A 14,087-nucleotide genomic window follows, 5' to 3' on the forward strand; every position below is an offset into this window, starting at 1 on the left:
CTTGAGGTGCAACAAACATGAATAATATTTGCAAATCGATATTGTCTTTGAAGCCCTATCAAGGTGGCAAGCCAATCAGTGAATTACAGCGCGAATTGGGTTTGGACAATATTGTCAAACTTGCCAGTAATGAAAACCCGTTACCCAGTAGCAAAAAAGTGCAACAAGCCATTGCAAAGGCTGCTAACGAAGTAGGGCGCTATCCTGATGGCAATGGTTTTGAACTTAAACAAGCAATTGCACAGCATTTATCAGTATCAGCAGGGCAAATTACGCTGGGTAATGGCTCAAATGATATTTTGGAATTGATGGCTAGAGTTGTGGTGTGCAGTGCAAAGGACGAAGTAATTTTTTCACAGTATGCATTTGTGGTTTATCCACTGGTTACGCAAGCACTAGGTGCAACAGCGGTAGTCACGCCTGCCAATGATTTTGGCCATGATTTGGCGGCAATGTTGGCGGCTGTTACTGAGAATACCAAGTTGATTTTTATTGCCAATCCAAATAATCCAACTGGAACCTGGTTAGAAGATGATGAGATTTATGCTTTTTTATCAAAAGTGCCGAGCACTGTTATCGTGGTACTTGACCAAGCCTATATTGAGTATTTAGAAGCAGATGATACTACTGTTCAATGGCTCAAAGAGTTTGATAATTTGGTGATAACACGCACTTTTTCTAAGGCGTATGGTTTGGCGGGTTTGCGTGTGGGGTATGCACTGTCTAGCGTTGTAACGGCAGATTATTTAAACCGTATTCGTCAGCCTTTTAATGTTAATCACATTGCACAGAGTGCGGCAATTGCGGCATTGGCAGAGGGTGAATTTTTAACACATTCTGTAACTGCAAATAAACAAGGTTTGTTGCAACTGGCTACGGGGTTTGATGAATTGGGTTTGTCCTATATTCCTTCGTTTGCAAATTTTATTGCAGTTAAGGTGGGTAATGCTAGTGTGGTTTATCAGCAATTACTAGAGAGCGGTTTTATCGTTCGACCTGTGGAAATGGAGAATTATTTAAGAGTCTCGGTTGGCACAAAAAATGAGAATAAAACATTTTTAGATACACTAAAATCACTACTATGAATAAAATTTGTATTATTGGCGTTGGATTGATTGGCGGCTCGTTTGCGCTGGGCTTGAAAAACACACAAAAAATTAAAATTGTCGGTTTCGGCAGACATGAGGCACACTTGCAAGAAGCGCAAAAACTGGGTGCGATTGATACTTATAGTTTGGATATTGTTACGGCACTGTCTGGCGTAGATTTGGTGTTGATTGCCACACCTGTCAACAGTTTTAAAAATATTTTTGAAATGATAAAGCCCCATATTAACGAACAAACAATTATTTCCGATGTTGGCAGCACGAAAGGCAGTGTAATTGCAACTGCCAAAGAAGTTTTTGGCGCAATGCCTGAGAACTTTGTGCCAGCGCATCCGATTGCAGGCAAAGAACAAAGTGGTGTGGACGCAGCAGATGGTGCATTGTTTAACAACAAACTCGTGATTTTAACACCAACAGAGAATGTCAATACACGCTCAGTTACGCAAGTCAGAGCATTGTGGGAGGCACTGGGTGCTAAGGTTGAAATTATGGACGACAAAACCCATGATGATTTGTTGGCAATGACCTCACACTTGCCACATATGTTGGCATTTTCACTCATGGATTATTTGACTGGAAACGGTAAAAATGTATTGGATTATGCTGCCGGTGGATTTAAAGATTTTTCACGCATTGCCTCTTCGGATGCTTCTATGTGGCGTGATATTTGCTTTAATAATTCTAGTGATATTATCAAACACATTAAAGGATTTCAAGGTAGTTTGGATAAAATTGTTGACTTTATTGAAGAAGGGAAGACGCAGGAAATAGAGCAATTATTTATAGATGCTAAAATGGCTCGAGATAATTGGTTGAAAGACAAATGAGTAAATTTATCGCCCAACCTGCCAACACACTATCAGGCACACTCAAAGTACCGGGGGATAAATCCATTTCCCATCGTTGTATTATGCTAGGATCGCTGGCAAACGGCGTTACCGAAGTGAGTGGCTTTTTACAGGGGGAAGACGCTTTAGCCACGCTAAAAGCCTTTCAATTAATGGGCGTTAAGATTGAGCGGCAAGAGGATAAAGTTACTATTCACGGCGTTGGTTTGCATGGATTAAGTCAGCCCAATGTGCCACTTGATTTGGGCAATTCTGGCACTTCTATGCGCTTGATATCAGGTATTTTAGCAGCACAAGCTTTTGATACTGAATTGGTTGGCGATGTATCGTTGTCTCAGCGCCCTATGGGTAGGGTGATTAACCCACTTACTGAGATGGGGGCAGTGATTGAAAGTAATGCTGGCAAGCCACCGCTTAAAATTAGAGGTGGGCAATCACTCGTCGCTATTGATTATGATTTGCCTGTGGCATCAGCACAAGTGAAATCCTGTGTTTTGTTGGCAGGTTTGTATGCCCAAGGTCAGACTTGTGTCAATGAGCCAGAGACCACACGAGACCACACTGAGCGTATGTTAAATGGCTTTGATTACCCAGTGCATACCCATGCTAAGAAAATATGCTTGACGGGCGGTGGTGCGTTAACTGCGACGAAAATTCAAGTGCCAAGCGATATATCATCTGCTGCGTTTTTTATGGTGGCTGCTTGCATTGCTCCACAGGCTGATATTACTTTAATGGGTGTGAACATTAACCCAACACGCACAGGCGTGATTGATATTTTGCAGTTAATGGGTGGCAATTTAACTGTGTCCAATGAGCGAGAAATTGGGGGTGAGTTGTTGGCTGATATTCGCATTCAATCATCAGATTTACAAGGAATTGAGATTCCAAAAAACTTAATTCCACTTGCCATTGATGAATTTCCCGCTATATTCATTGCAGCAAGTTGCGCCATAGGAGAGACTGTTTTAACCAATGCAAAGGAATTGCGAGTTAAAGAATCTGACCGTATCCAAGTGATGGCAGATGGTTTGAATATTCTGGGTATTGAAAACACAGTGCTTGAAGATGGCATTAAGATTCAAGGTGGCGTCTTTTCAAAACCAAGTGGTACGATTGAGTCGCACCATGATCACCGTATTTCAATGTCATTTGCCATTGCGTCTCTTAGGTGTAAACACGCCATAGAAATTAACGGTGTGGACAATGTCAAAACCTCATTTCCTAATTTTGTTGCATTGGCAAACTCTGCGGGTATGAATCTTGTGGAAATTTAAAAAATATAACAGGTAATATCATAAGACCTTTTGTATAAATATGAATAATCCATCCACTTGGTAATTTTTAAACCCAGCTTTAGCCCTGCCAGGAAAAGGTTTAAGAAATTACCAATCGGGCAAAAATTGAATTTTGCTAATCATCCGTATTTATGCAAAGGTCTCATTATATTCAAGAATAAAATCAATTATAGGGTGTCAATACTGGGAATGAGAATAGGTGTCAGATTGTTTGGTTTATTGTTGCAAAGGGTGTAGCAAAAAAAAGGCGCTCAATGAGCGCCTTTTTTTGTTGAATCCTTAAATCTTAGTAACCACCTTTGCGTTTCGTCTCAGGCAATCCAGCGATTTTTCCTGCTTGTTTGGCAGGGCCTTTTGGAAATAAAGTGTAAAGTTCTTTAGTGGTAAGTTTTCCTTCCCAGTTGTCCTTTAGTCCTTTAACCATATTGCGCTCGTTAGGCTGGTTGGCGTTGTTGTTAATGTATTCTTCACGCAAGAAATCAATAAGTTTAAAACTCTCATCTGTTAAATTCACTCCTTCTTCTTCCGCAAGTTCTGCGGCAACACCTCTATCCCATGTGTTAAGATCTACTAAATATCCGTGTCCATCTCTTTCTAAATCTGCTAATGCCATTTTTGTTCTCCAAATAAAAAAATAATAAAAAAGAATTATTATATAATAAACACCTTTACATTTTTCTATTTTTATTATGATTCTCGAAAATGCTTCATCATTCTTTGCTTGGGATGTTTCTTCTTATTTAGCGGCGTTCCTAATTTTGGCATTTGTCATTGTAACGGTAGATCATTTTTTTATGGGTGGGGCGACAGAAAACGCACCGTCAACGAAAAAATATTTGTTGTCTAAGTGGCTGTATTTTGTTTGCTTTTTAAGGCTTGACAAATCAGAAAAATATTTGCACCGCTCTAAAGTAGTACAACTCTCAGCAGAGTTTTATCCCGTATTGTTATTGGTGTTCTTACTTAGAGGGCTTGTGGCAGAACCTTTTAGAATCCCTTCTAATTCAATGATGCCAACCTTTTTAACATATGACTTTTTGTTGGTTGACAAGTTATCTTATGGCATACATTTACCCATTTTAAACACTGAATTGGTAGATTTTGGAGACCCAGAGCGAGGTGATGTGGTGGTATTTAGGTATCCAAACTATGAGAAACAAAAAACTTACAAAGGGGCGGATTTCATTAAGCGTGTAATCGGCATACCGGGTGATAAGATTGAATATATTGATGACAAACTTACTGTGAATGGTGAGGCGATTGAATATCAAAAAATTGGCATTTACAAAGGCTACGAAAAAGGCATTGAAATGACAGGTCACAAGCGTTATCGTGAGATGTTGGGTAATAATCCACATGATATTTTGCTCCATCCTAAGGGCGCTTCTAGAAATGTTAAGTTGGTGGTTCCTGAAGGGCATTATTTTGTCATGGGTGACAATAGGGCGCACAGTAGTGACAGTCGATTTTGGGGGTTTGTGCCTGAGGAATATATTGTTGGCAGGGCTTTTTATATCTGGGCACATGGAGATGTTGGTGGTATATTTTCTAGCAGTCCTCTGAAAGCACTTAAAACTTTTTCGTTTTCTCGTAACGGGGTTATTGATTAATGTGCTTTAATAAAGCGTCAAGTTCATTTTCAGATTGATAATGAATAATAATTTTGCCTTTATTACCATTGGTTCTAATTTCAGTTTTTGAGTTTAGTGTTTTGCTTAGATTCTCGGCAAGTGTTTGAATGTGGGGATTGATAACGACAGCCTTGCTTGGTTTTGGGTTTAGCACTCTTTTGACCAATTCTTCGGTTTGACGCACAGACAAAGATTTTTGAATAACTTGATTGGCAACCTCAAGTTGTTGCTCAATTGGCAGTGGCAATAAAGCGCGCCCATGACCCATTTCTATTTTACCGTTATTGAGAAATTGCTTAACTGCATTATTTAATTGTAATAATCGAATTAAATTACTGACACTGGAGCGAGAACGACCCACCACATGTGAGATTTCTTCATGTGTCATTTTAAAATCTTCAATTAATTTTTGCAATGCTTTGGCCTCTTCTAGTGGGGTTAAAGCTTCACGCTGAATGTTTTCAATTAAACCAATTGCCAGTGCAATTTGGTCGTTGATTTCACGCACAATAACGGGCACTTTTTTTAGTCCAGCAATCTTGGCGGCACGCCAGCGCCTTTCACCGGCAATAACTTCGTATTTATCGTAAGTAACTTTACGAACTACCAGTGGCTGAATAATGCCCTGTGCGGTAATTGAATTGGCAAGTTCTTTTAGTGTGTCGGGATTAATGTCTTCTCTAGGTTGAAATTTTCCTCGTTGTAATTCGTTAATGTTTAAGATTTTTAAATTGTTGCCAGATTGGCCATTATCGATTGTTTTTCCTAGTAATACATCCAGTCCACGACCTAATTTTGAAGAGTTTGTCATATTAATTTAAAGGTGTTTTTGTTTTTCGAATGACTTCACTTGCAAGTGAAACATAGGAGATTGCCCCTTTGGAGGATCTGGCGTAGTTAATTGCCGCTTGACCAAAACTGGGTGCTTCTGCTAATTTTACATTTCTAGGGATGATGGTTTTAAATACTTTTTGTGCAAAATATTGCTGTAATTGCACCGACACTTCATTTGATAAGTTGTTACGAGTGTCATACATTGTTCTAACCAATCCTGTGATTCTCAAGTCAGGGTTAGTGGTTACTTGAATTTTTTCAATGGTTTGTATTAAGGCGCTTAACCCTTCTAAGGCATAATATTCGCATTGCATCGGGATAATAATCCCTTTTGATGCGGTAAATGCGTTAATTGTTAGCATATTGAGCGAAGGCGGGCAGTCAATAATAACATAGTCATATTGATCGTTCACTTGAGCAAGCGCCTCCTTTAATATGTATTCTGAATGCTTATTTTTTATTAGGGCAATTTCAGCGGTAATTAATTCAGTGTTTGCAGGGATTACATCGATTTTTGTTTTATCTGAATGTGTAATGGCCTCTTCAATACTGCATTCGCCTAACAACAGTTCACAAACAGAATTTTTTAGATGATATTTATCGATACCACAACCCATGGTGGCATTACCTTGTGGGTCAATGTCAACCAACAGAACGCGTTTTTTGATGGTTTTTAAGGCGGCACTCAAATTGACGGCAGTGGTGGTTTTACCCACGCCACCTTTTTGGTTTGCCACTGAAAGAATGATTGCCACTTTATTTTTTCAATACCGTAAGTGCTTTTAGTAAGTGACGAGCCTCAAGTACAAAATAGTCTTTTTCAAGTCTCTCAAGTGCCTTTTCATTTTCCACTACTTTTCTTTCTTCTTGCGTATCTAAAATTTCCTTTGATGATAATTCAGCTGGATTTTCAGCTTCTAAATGACCTTTTAAATCACTTTCTTTGATGCCAGCAATCCCTTCTTCTTTTTTATTATCAAGATTGATATTTTTAAGCTGAATGTCGGGTTCAATACCTTTGGCTTGAATAGAGCGGTCATTTGGCGTGTAATATCTAGCGGTCGTTATCTTAAGTCCGTAACCGTCTCTGAGTCTTAAAATGGTTTGTACCGAACCTTTGCCAAACGAAGTGTTGCCCATAATAATAGCGCGTTTGTGATCTTGTAAGGCACCAGCAACGATTTCTGAAGCTGAAGCAGAGCCTTCGTTAATTAAAACCACCATTGGCGCACCTAATAAGATATCACCTGAAGTAGCGCTAAATTGAGTGTTGCCACTTTTAATTCTACTTTTGGTAGAAACAATGGTGCCAGTGTTATCAAGGAATAAGTCAGAAATATCAATAGCAGCATCTAAAACACCACCCGGATTGTTTCTTAAATCAAGAATGAGTGAGTTTAAGTCGCCATCATTTTCTACTGCTAAGCGCCCAATTTCCTTTTGCAGTAAATCAGTGGTTGGTTTTTGAAAGCTAGAAACTCGCACATAGCCAATGCCATCGTCTAATAAATAACCTTTTACAGTAACAATGGTAATAATTTCACGGGTAATTTTAACCACAAATGGTTTTACATTTTTACGCACAATGGTTATTTCCACATCTGTACCTGGCTTGCCACGCATAAGATCCACGCCATCTTCTAATGTCATGCCACGCACAGGTTTTTTGCCGATTTTAACAATCATATCGCCTGCTTGGATGCCTGCTTTATAAGCAGGTGTGTCGTCAATTGGGGAAATTACTTGAATAATATCATCTTTTTTGCTAATAACAATACCTAGCCCGCCAAACTTACCAGTGGTGTTTTCTAGTAGATTCTTTTGCTCTTTAGGTTCCAAGTAAACCGAATGTGGATCTAATCCGCTTACCATGCCTTTAATAGCGTTGGTGAATAATTCTTTATTATCAACATCATCTACATATAATTTTTTTATATTGCCATAAGTGGCTGTAAATACTTCAAGATCTTTGAAAAACGCCTCTAGTTCTTTTCTTTCTTCAGCATTGGATATTTTTTTCTTTGCACTGTATTCTGCTGAAGCAGGTAGGGTTAGCGCAAGAGCGGTAGCGATAAATAGGGTTTTCAATAAAATCATAATATAATTATTTCCTTATATAGGTTTAAAAAGTAGATATAATAGCGTTTCAAGTATTTTATTTTACTTGTTTTTATTTTCTAGATAGGGGAGAAAAAATGAAAAGATTATACACGCTGTTATTAACGCTTGGTTTGTTGCTGACATCAACTGTATTTGCATACGAAGAAATGCCAATAGAAGCGACGACAGAGGTAGTGGAAAATAACCCTGTCAAAGTTATACAATCAACTATTGTCAAACTCAACCAACTAACCACCGCATCCACCTACTCACCACGAATGATGAGTTTTCTTGTTGACCAAGAGATTATCCCCTTATTTGATTTTGATTATATTGCCAGTGAAGTTCTGTCAGCAAGTTATGTTACTTTAAGTGAAGAAGAGACTGTATATTTTTCAAATATACTAAAGAAAAAAATTGTCAACACTTTGCTGATGAAATTAGCACAGGGTCGTTCAAGTTCACTTAATTTTATTTCTGCAAGACCAATGAGAGGCGGCAAGATTATTGTTGTTAAGTTGAATGCAAGTGGCTATTCTCGATTTGGCTTTAATGTAGATTTGTCATTTCACAAAGGGAAATCGGGCGCATGGCAGGTTTTTGATGTCGCCCTTGGTTACGACAATTTGATTAATTTTTACCAAAGAATGGTGCGAGTTAAGGTGAGAAGATACGGCGTGTATGGTATGTTAAGTAGGATCTAATTTATATAAAACAATGGACAACATGGAATTATTAGAAAAAAAAGAAGATATTGAAAAGGCAACAAATGCCTTGAAGGCAATGGCACATCCGTTACGATTGAAGATTTTATGCGCTTTGAAAGGGGATGAGTTGCCTGTGCTTGAAATCGTAAAATATGTTGGCTCTTCTCAGTCTAATATTTCACAGCACATTGATATTCTTAGGACTAAAAATATTATTGAATCACGGCGTGAAGGTAACCGAATTTTATGCAGAGTAAAAGATGCAAAAATTTTGAAATTGGTTGTCAATATACAAGCAGTTTTTTGCTCCGAATACAATTAATCCTGATTGAAGTTTATGCGCTCGTAGCTCAACTGGATAGAGTATTGGCCTCCGAAGCCAAATGTTGGGTGTTCAAATCACCTCGAGCGCACCATATTTAAAGGAAGTTTATGAAACCTAATAACAGCTTATGATTTATCCCAATATTAATCCAGTCGCACTAGATTTAGGTTTTGTTCAAATCTATTGGTATGGCGTTATGTATCTTTTGGCGTTTTTGAGTGCTTATTTTCTGGCAAATCATCGTGCCAAACAACTGGATGATTGGAATAAGCAGCAAATAGAAGATATGATTTTTTATGGTGCTATTGGCGTGGTTGCTGGTGGTCGTTTGGGTTATATGTTGTTTTATAATTTAGATATTTTCCTTGCAAACCCACTGACGGTTTTTGCTGTGCAAAATGGAGGCATGTCATTCCACGGCGGTCTTCTTGGTGTGATATTGGCGATGATTTTGTTTAATCGTAAATACAATAAAGCTTTTTTTACCACAGTGGATTTTATTGCGCCATTAGTGCCATTAGGTTTAGGATTTGGGCGACTTGGTAATTTTATTAATAGCGAACTTTGGGGCAAAGTTACCAACAGTCCATTTGGTATGTTTATTAATGAGCAGGGTGTTACTCGTTATCCATCACAATTATATGAGGCATTTTTAGAAGGCTGGGTGTTGTTTGTGATATTGTGGTTGTTTAGTCAAAAACCACGGGCGCCAATGGTAATTTCCGCTTTGTTTTTAATTCTATACGGTATGTTTAGATTTATTGTTGAATTTGTGCGGATGCCTGATGTGCAATTGGGATATTTAGCGTTTGGTTGGCTAACGATGGGGCAGTTACTGAGTTTACCAATGGTTGTACTGGGTGCCTTTCTTCTTTTAAAAGCAAAGCGAGTGTGAAGCGTTATATTGACATTGGCAAACGAATTTTAGAAGAGGGTGTGTGGTTGTCTAATGCACGCACTGGAAAAAAAACATTAAGCATTATCGGTGCTTCGTTTGAGTATGATTTAGCAGATGGCACTGTGCCAGTGGTAACCACTAAGAAACTTTTTTGGAAAACAGCAATTGCTGAAATGCTGGGTTATCTTCGTGGCTACCAAAGTGCAGCTCAATTTAGAGAGTTGGGGTGTAATACTTGGAATGCGAATACCAATGAAAATCAAGCTTGGCTTGACAATCCACACAGAAAAGGCAAAGACGATATGGGGCTATGCTATGGTGCGATTGGGCGGGCTTTTCCTGGGATTGAAGATGACAAGCCGTTTGACCAATACCAAAAAATTGTTACCGATTTATCTCGTGGCATTGATGATAGGCGTGAGATTATGACCTTTAACCACCCAAATCTGATTCATCGTGCCTGTTTGCCAGCCTGTATGCACACCCATCATTTTAATCTTCTTGGCGATGATTTGTATCTTGAAAGTTATCAGCGTAGTAGTGATTACGCACTCGGTCAGCCGTTTAATCATTTTCAAGTTGCATTTTTACTGCTAATTACTGCACAAATTACGGGTAAAAAGGCCAAAAAAATGCGCCACCACCTATCAAATGTGCATTTGTACGAAGACCAAGTAGAGATTTTTAAAAACGAGCAAGTGAAGCGTGAGCCATTATCGCCACCTTCTCTTAAGATTAACCCAGCAATTAAAACCTTGAAAGATTTAGAAACCTGGGTAACCATGGAGGATTTTGAATTGATAAATTATAAACACCACCCGGTAGTCAAATACCCCTTTACCGTATGACTTTGCCTAATTGTCCAAAATGTAATTCTGAATATGTCTATCAAGATGGTAATCTTTTGGTGTGTCCAGAGTGTGCTTACGAGTTTTCAGCAGAGGATTTAGAGGTGCAAGAGGTTGTTGTTAAAGATGCTAATGGCAATGTGCTAAAAGATGGCGATACAGTAACAGTGATCAAGGATTTAAAGATAAAAGGCACCTCGTCAGCCGTTAAAGTTGGTACTAAGGTTAAAAATATTCGCCTGTGCGATGGCGATCATGATGTTGATTGTAAGATTCCAGGTTTTGGCGGCATGAAACTGAAATCGGAATTTGTTAAAAAAGTTTAAACCGCATTCACACTTTCTATACCTTTTTGAGGTAAAAACAAGCCACAGCCTAATAGCCGATGCTCGCCAATGCCTTGTTCTTGCAAAGTAACAGATTCAACTTTTCGCAAGTCTGCAACCATTAAGGAGCGTGTGTGAATTGTGCCGTTTGGCGTGCTGATACTTCTTTTAAGTCCTGCCATCATTTTTTTAGGCTGAATGCCCAGTGCTTGCAATTGTGTAAAAGAGGTTTGTAAAAACTTTTCTTCGCTGGCATTTTTATCACAAGCAATATGTTTGGCAAGGACAATAAGCATATCGCTCATTAATTTTGCTTCTAATGTTTTAACGATATCAATGCTGTATTCGCCCAAATCAAGCGTTTTACCCACCAATGATTGCACAGACTTTAATTTTTCTTGAGGCACACGAATATTGAGTCTGGAGCGTTTAGAGGGGTAGTAAAACCCAGATTCATCTTGCTCCCAGCCATTGCCATCTGCCACGCTAATGTCAAAGATGCCCGCATTCACTTCTGCCAACCAAGGCAAGTGTTTTAATAGTGCTTGAGATAGTAAGTAAGCGTGGTCAATAGGTAAAACTTTGGCACGAATGACAAACACAGCGTCTTGAATCGTCTCAGGGAGCGTAAAATGTTCTTGTTTAGTGTCTTCTTGCCAAAACATAGGAATTTGGTTTTTTTAAAATACGCATATTATAAACGATGGATAAATTACAAAAAAAAATTAATTATCAATTTAAAGATGTTGACTTGTTAAAGCAGGCATTAACACACCGTAGTGTTGGCAAAAGCAACAATGAGCGTTTAGAATTTTTGGGCGATAGCATCTTGGGCGTGGTGGTTGCACGCGAGCTGTATAAGCGTTTTCCACATATTGCTGAGGGTAGATTGTCGCGCTTTAAATCCTATGTGGTTAGGGGGCAAACTTTGGGATTGGTTGCGCTGGATATTAAGTTATCAAGTTTATTGATTTTGGGTTCGGGTGAATTAAAAAGTGGTGGACATAATCGCAAATCCATTCAAGCTGATGCGGTAGAGGCTATTTTGGGTGCGATTTTCTTGGAGGCAGGTTTTGATGCTGTGAATACCGTAATTTTAGATTTGTTTAAAAAATATATCAATGAAATCAATCCCAATGACACGCTCAAAGATTTTAAAACCCAGCTTCAAGAGCGTTTACAAAAGTTCAAGCAAACCTTGCCACAATATGAACTGATTAAAACCACAGGCAAAGACCATAACGCACTATTTACAGTTAGGTGCCTATTACAAGACCAAGCGATACAGGTGGAACAAGAGGCCAAAAGTATTAAAAGAGCAGAACAAATGTGCGCTGAAATTTTATTGGATAAATTAAAAAAATGAATCATAAAGCAGGATTTATCGCCGTTGTTGGCCGCCCTAATGTAGGCAAATCAACCTTAACAAATGAGTTAATTGGTCAGAAATTATCTATTACTTCACACCGACCGCAAACTACCCGCCATCGCATTCATGCAATCGATACTAGCGATGATTATCAAATGGTATTTGTAGATACGCCAGGTATGCACATTGGTAATGCAAAAGCCATTAATGCCTATATGAATAGGACGGCGAGTGCCAGTATTAATGATGTTGATATTATTTTATGGCTGATTGAAGCGGGCAAATGGACCAAAGAAGATGCCCGTGTTTTGGAGCATGTGTCTAGGGCTGAAGTGCCCGTAATTTTGTGTGTGAATAAAATTGATAAACTCAAATCCAAGCAAGCTGTATTGCCTTTTTTAGAAAAAATTGGGCAGAAATATCAGCCCAATGATTTTTTCCCACTTTCAGCCTTTAAAAAGCCTGATACTCAAGCATTGCGGACATTGATTTTAAAATATCTGCCAGAGCAAGATAATATTTTTGACCCCGATTATGTTACTGATAGAAGTGAAAAGTTTATCGTTGCTGAGTTTATTCGAGAAAAATTAATGCGTCATTTAGAGGATGAATTGCCTTATGATTTAACCGTTGAAATTGAGCAATATGAATTAGATGGCACCATGCAAAGAATTTCAGCCAGAATTTTGGTCGAAAAAGCTTCGCAAAAAAATATTGTTATTGGCAATAAGGGTGATATGCTTAAACTTATTGGCACCGAGGCACGAAAAAGTATTGAAGGCTTTTTAGGGCGCAAAGTATTTCTTAAACTTTGGGTTAAAGTTTCCACAGGCTGGTCTGATGACAAGCGTGCATTGGCCTCATTGGGGTATGACTAATTGGATTCGATTACTCAATTTAGCCTTGGTGCAGTTATTGGCATTGCCATTTCACCTAAGAAAACACCAAAAGTAGCCATTATTTCAGGCTTATTAGCAAGTTTGCCAGACTTAGATGTGCTGATTAATTATTCAAATAATTTGGACAGCACTATTAATCACAGAGGCTTTTCCCATTCCCTGTTTTTTTTAACATTGGTGTCGCCATTATTGGCGCTTATTTTATTTAAGTTTTTTAATTATATTGATTATTTTCGCTGGTGGTTGATCACATTTTTGGCATTGACCACGCATGCAATATTAGACAGTTTTACCATTTATGGCACCTCGTTGTTTTTGCCTTTTAGTGATGAAAAAATAATGATTGGGTCGGTATTTATTATAGACCCAATTTACACCTTGCCTCTTTTGGCGAGTTTTTTATATCTTGTGGTTCGCAAGAAACCGTGGTTAATTCAAGGAAAATCGTTCAATACAATGGCGCTGATGTTCAGTCATATTTATTTATTATTTGGTGTTATTGTTCAACAAATGTTGACGCCAGCAGGGTATGCTTTTGCTACGCCAACGCCATTTAACACTTATCTTTGGCGTGTTGTAAAAGTAGAGGATAGTAATATTTCTGAGTATTTTGTGGATATTTTTGGCAATCAAAAGACCGCCATTTCAGTCAAAAATCAACAGTCATTAGGTGAAATTAACCTTGAAAGTGTCAGCAAGTATGCCAAATTTTCAAGTAATTTTTATAATCTTGAAGTGGATGGTAATCGGTTAATTTTGCAAGATTTAAGAATGGGCAACATCAAAAACCCAATGTTTAGTTTTGTTATTGCTGAAAAAATAGACAACCAATGGAAGCAGGTAGAGCCTTATAGGCATACCATTAAAGTTGATGTAGGGGCAATGTTTGGTGGCTAAT

At 38.4% G+C, this 14,087-nt stretch carries 17 protein-coding genes and 1 tRNA gene; 13 read left to right on the forward strand and 5 right to left on the reverse strand.

Annotation, left to right across the window (positions count from 1 at the left end; translation table 11 throughout):
* Positions 1-17 precede the first annotated feature (17 nt).
* The 3 genes from hisC to aroA are packed head-to-tail and all read left to right on the forward strand — an operon-like array spanning position 18 to position 3,231.
* A complete protein-coding gene (hisC, locus tag MS2017_RS04645; protein ID WP_122951425.1) occupies positions 18-1,085 on the forward strand; it encodes a histidinol-phosphate transaminase in 1,068 nt (355 codons plus the stop codon).
* Positions 1,082-1,933, forward strand: coding sequence for a prephenate dehydrogenase (locus MS2017_RS04650; RefSeq protein ID WP_071565329.1), 852 nt, complete (start codon positions 1,082-1,084; stop codon positions 1,931-1,933). Before hisC ends, MS2017_RS04650 begins: the two co-directional genes overlap by 4 nt.
* A complete protein-coding gene (gene aroA / locus MS2017_RS04655) occupies positions 1,930-3,231 on the forward strand; it encodes a 3-phosphoshikimate 1-carboxyvinyltransferase (RefSeq protein WP_122951426.1) in 1,302 nt (433 codons plus the stop codon). Before MS2017_RS04650 ends, aroA begins: the two co-directional genes overlap by 4 nt.
* 307 nt (positions 3,232-3,538) lie before the next feature.
* On the opposite strand, the gene MS2017_RS04660 is transcribed toward aroA, so the two are convergent.
* Complete coding sequence (locus MS2017_RS04660) at positions 3,539-3,865, reverse strand: TusE/DsrC/DsvC family sulfur relay protein (protein ID WP_071565327.1); 327 nt, start codon at positions 3,863-3,865, stop codon at positions 3,539-3,541.
* 76 nt (positions 3,866-3,941) lie between these two features.
* On the opposite strand from MS2017_RS04660, the gene lepB reads away from it, so the two are divergent.
* Entirely contained in the window at positions 3,942-4,862 is a 921-nt protein-coding gene (lepB, locus tag MS2017_RS04665) for a signal peptidase I (protein WP_122951427.1), read from the forward strand.
* Here the strand turns inward: lepB and MS2017_RS04670 are convergent.
* The 3 genes from MS2017_RS04670 to MS2017_RS04680 are packed head-to-tail and all read right to left on the reverse strand — an operon-like array spanning position 4,852 to position 7,814.
* On the reverse strand, positions 4,852-5,694 hold the full coding sequence (locus tag MS2017_RS04670; protein ID WP_122951428.1) for a ParB/RepB/Spo0J family partition protein: 843 nt from the start codon (positions 5,692-5,694) through the stop codon (positions 4,852-4,854). The genes lepB and MS2017_RS04670 overlap by 11 nt on opposite strands.
* A 1-nt stretch (position 5,695) precedes the next feature.
* Positions 5,696-6,472 (reverse strand): ParA family protein, encoded by a 777-nt coding sequence (locus MS2017_RS04675; RefSeq protein ID WP_122951429.1) that lies wholly within the window; start codon positions 6,470-6,472, stop codon positions 5,696-5,698.
* Position 6,473: 1 nt separating this feature from the next.
* Positions 6,474-7,814 carry a S41 family peptidase gene (locus MS2017_RS04680; RefSeq protein WP_071565323.1) on the reverse strand — a complete coding sequence of 447 codons (1,341 nt, stop codon included), beginning with the start codon at positions 7,812-7,814 and terminating at the stop codon, positions 6,474-6,476.
* A 98-nt stretch (positions 7,815-7,912) separates the two neighbouring features.
* On the opposite strand from MS2017_RS04680, the gene MS2017_RS04685 reads away from it, so the two are divergent.
* The 6 genes from MS2017_RS04685 (at position 7,913) to MS2017_RS04710 (ending at position 10,921) form a co-directional block, all read left to right on the forward strand.
* Positions 7,913-8,521: an ABC transporter substrate-binding protein gene (locus MS2017_RS04685; protein ID WP_071565322.1), complete on the forward strand. Its 609-nt coding sequence runs from the start codon at positions 7,913-7,915 to the stop codon at positions 8,519-8,521.
* Positions 8,522-8,534: 13 nt separating this feature from the next.
* Positions 8,535-8,846, forward strand: coding sequence for an ArsR/SmtB family transcription factor (locus MS2017_RS04690; RefSeq protein ID WP_071565321.1), 312 nt, complete (start codon positions 8,535-8,537; stop codon positions 8,844-8,846).
* Between the two features lie 17 nt (positions 8,847-8,863).
* Positions 8,864-8,940 (forward strand) — tRNA-Arg (locus tag MS2017_RS04695).
* A 36-nt stretch (positions 8,941-8,976) separates the two neighbouring features.
* The gene (gene lgt, locus MS2017_RS04700) at positions 8,977-9,744 is read left to right on the forward strand and encodes a prolipoprotein diacylglyceryl transferase (protein ID WP_071565320.1); all 768 of its coding nucleotides are present in this window, start codon (positions 8,977-8,979) and stop codon (positions 9,742-9,744) included.
* Complete coding sequence (gene thyA, locus MS2017_RS04705) at positions 9,741-10,595, forward strand: thymidylate synthase (protein WP_071565319.1); 855 nt, start codon at positions 9,741-9,743, stop codon at positions 10,593-10,595. Before lgt ends, thyA begins: the two co-directional genes overlap by 4 nt.
* Positions 10,592-10,921: a zinc ribbon domain-containing protein YjdM gene (locus MS2017_RS04710; protein WP_122951430.1), complete on the forward strand. Its 330-nt coding sequence runs from the start codon at positions 10,592-10,594 to the stop codon at positions 10,919-10,921. Before thyA ends, MS2017_RS04710 begins: the two co-directional genes overlap by 4 nt.
* Here the strand turns inward: MS2017_RS04710 and cas6 are convergent.
* The gene (cas6, locus tag MS2017_RS04715; protein WP_071565317.1) at positions 10,918-11,586 is read right to left on the reverse strand and encodes a type I-MYXAN CRISPR-associated protein Cas6/Cmx6; all 669 of its coding nucleotides are present in this window, start codon (positions 11,584-11,586) and stop codon (positions 10,918-10,920) included. The two genes, MS2017_RS04710 and cas6, sit on opposite strands and share 4 nt — an antisense overlap.
* A gap of 38 nt (positions 11,587-11,624) precedes the next feature.
* Between cas6 and rnc the strand changes: the two genes are divergently transcribed.
* From rnc to MS2017_RS04730, 3 genes are read left to right on the forward strand one after another with little or no spacing between them, the layout of a single operon-like run.
* Positions 11,625-12,287, forward strand: coding sequence for a ribonuclease III (rnc, locus tag MS2017_RS04720; RefSeq protein ID WP_071565316.1), 663 nt, complete (start codon positions 11,625-11,627; stop codon positions 12,285-12,287).
* Positions 12,284-13,168: a GTPase Era gene (gene era / locus MS2017_RS04725; RefSeq protein ID WP_071565315.1), complete on the forward strand. Its 885-nt coding sequence runs from the start codon at positions 12,284-12,286 to the stop codon at positions 13,166-13,168. Before rnc ends, era begins: the two co-directional genes overlap by 4 nt.
* Positions 13,169-14,086: a metal-dependent hydrolase gene (locus MS2017_RS04730; protein ID WP_122951431.1), complete on the forward strand. Its 918-nt coding sequence runs from the start codon at positions 13,169-13,171 to the stop codon at positions 14,084-14,086. It begins immediately after the preceding gene.
* The last annotated feature ends 1 nt before the right edge of the window (position 14,087 follow it).

It is taken from the genome of Bathymodiolus thermophilus thioautotrophic gill symbiont (genome assembly GCF_003711265.1).
GTDB lineage: Bacteria > Pseudomonadota > Gammaproteobacteria > PS1 > Pseudothioglobaceae > Thiodubiliella.

Excerpts from the sequence above, each read along its gene's own strand:
- lepB (WP_122951427.1), top strand. The coding sequence starts at position 3,942 with ATGATTCTCGAAAATGCTTCATCATTCTTTGCTTGGGATGTTTCTTCT.
- aroA (WP_122951426.1), top strand. The coding sequence starts at position 1,930 with ATGAGTAAATTTATCGCCCAACCTGCCAACACACTATCAGGCACACTC.
- rnc (WP_071565316.1), top strand. The coding sequence starts at position 11,625 with ATGGATAAATTACAAAAAAAAATTAATTATCAATTTAAAGATGTTGAC.
- hisC (WP_122951425.1), top strand. The coding sequence starts at position 18 with ATGAATAATATTTGCAAATCGATATTGTCTTTGAAGCCCTATCAAGGT.
- era (WP_071565315.1), top strand. The coding sequence starts at position 12,284 with ATGAATCATAAAGCAGGATTTATCGCCGTTGTTGGCCGCCCTAATGTA.
- lgt (WP_071565320.1), top strand. The coding sequence starts at position 8,977 with ATGATTTATCCCAATATTAATCCAGTCGCACTAGATTTAGGTTTTGTT.
- MS2017_RS04650 (WP_071565329.1), top strand. The coding sequence starts at position 1,082 with ATGAATAAAATTTGTATTATTGGCGTTGGATTGATTGGCGGCTCGTTT.
- MS2017_RS04680 (WP_071565323.1), bottom strand. The coding sequence starts at position 7,814 with ATGATTTTATTGAAAACCCTATTTATCGCTACCGCTCTTGCGCTAACC.
- MS2017_RS04710 (WP_122951430.1), top strand. The coding sequence starts at position 10,592 with ATGACTTTGCCTAATTGTCCAAAATGTAATTCTGAATATGTCTATCAA.
- MS2017_RS04690 (WP_071565321.1), top strand. The coding sequence starts at position 8,535 with ATGGACAACATGGAATTATTAGAAAAAAAAGAAGATATTGAAAAGGCA.
- cas6 (WP_071565317.1), bottom strand. The coding sequence starts at position 11,586 with ATGTTTTGGCAAGAAGACACTAAACAAGAACATTTTACGCTCCCTGAG.
- MS2017_RS04670 (WP_122951428.1), bottom strand. The coding sequence starts at position 5,694 with ATGACAAACTCTTCAAAATTAGGTCGTGGACTGGATGTATTACTAGGA.
- MS2017_RS04660 (WP_071565327.1), bottom strand. The coding sequence starts at position 3,865 with ATGGCATTAGCAGATTTAGAAAGAGATGGACACGGATATTTAGTAGAT.
- MS2017_RS04685 (WP_071565322.1), top strand. The coding sequence starts at position 7,913 with ATGAAAAGATTATACACGCTGTTATTAACGCTTGGTTTGTTGCTGACA.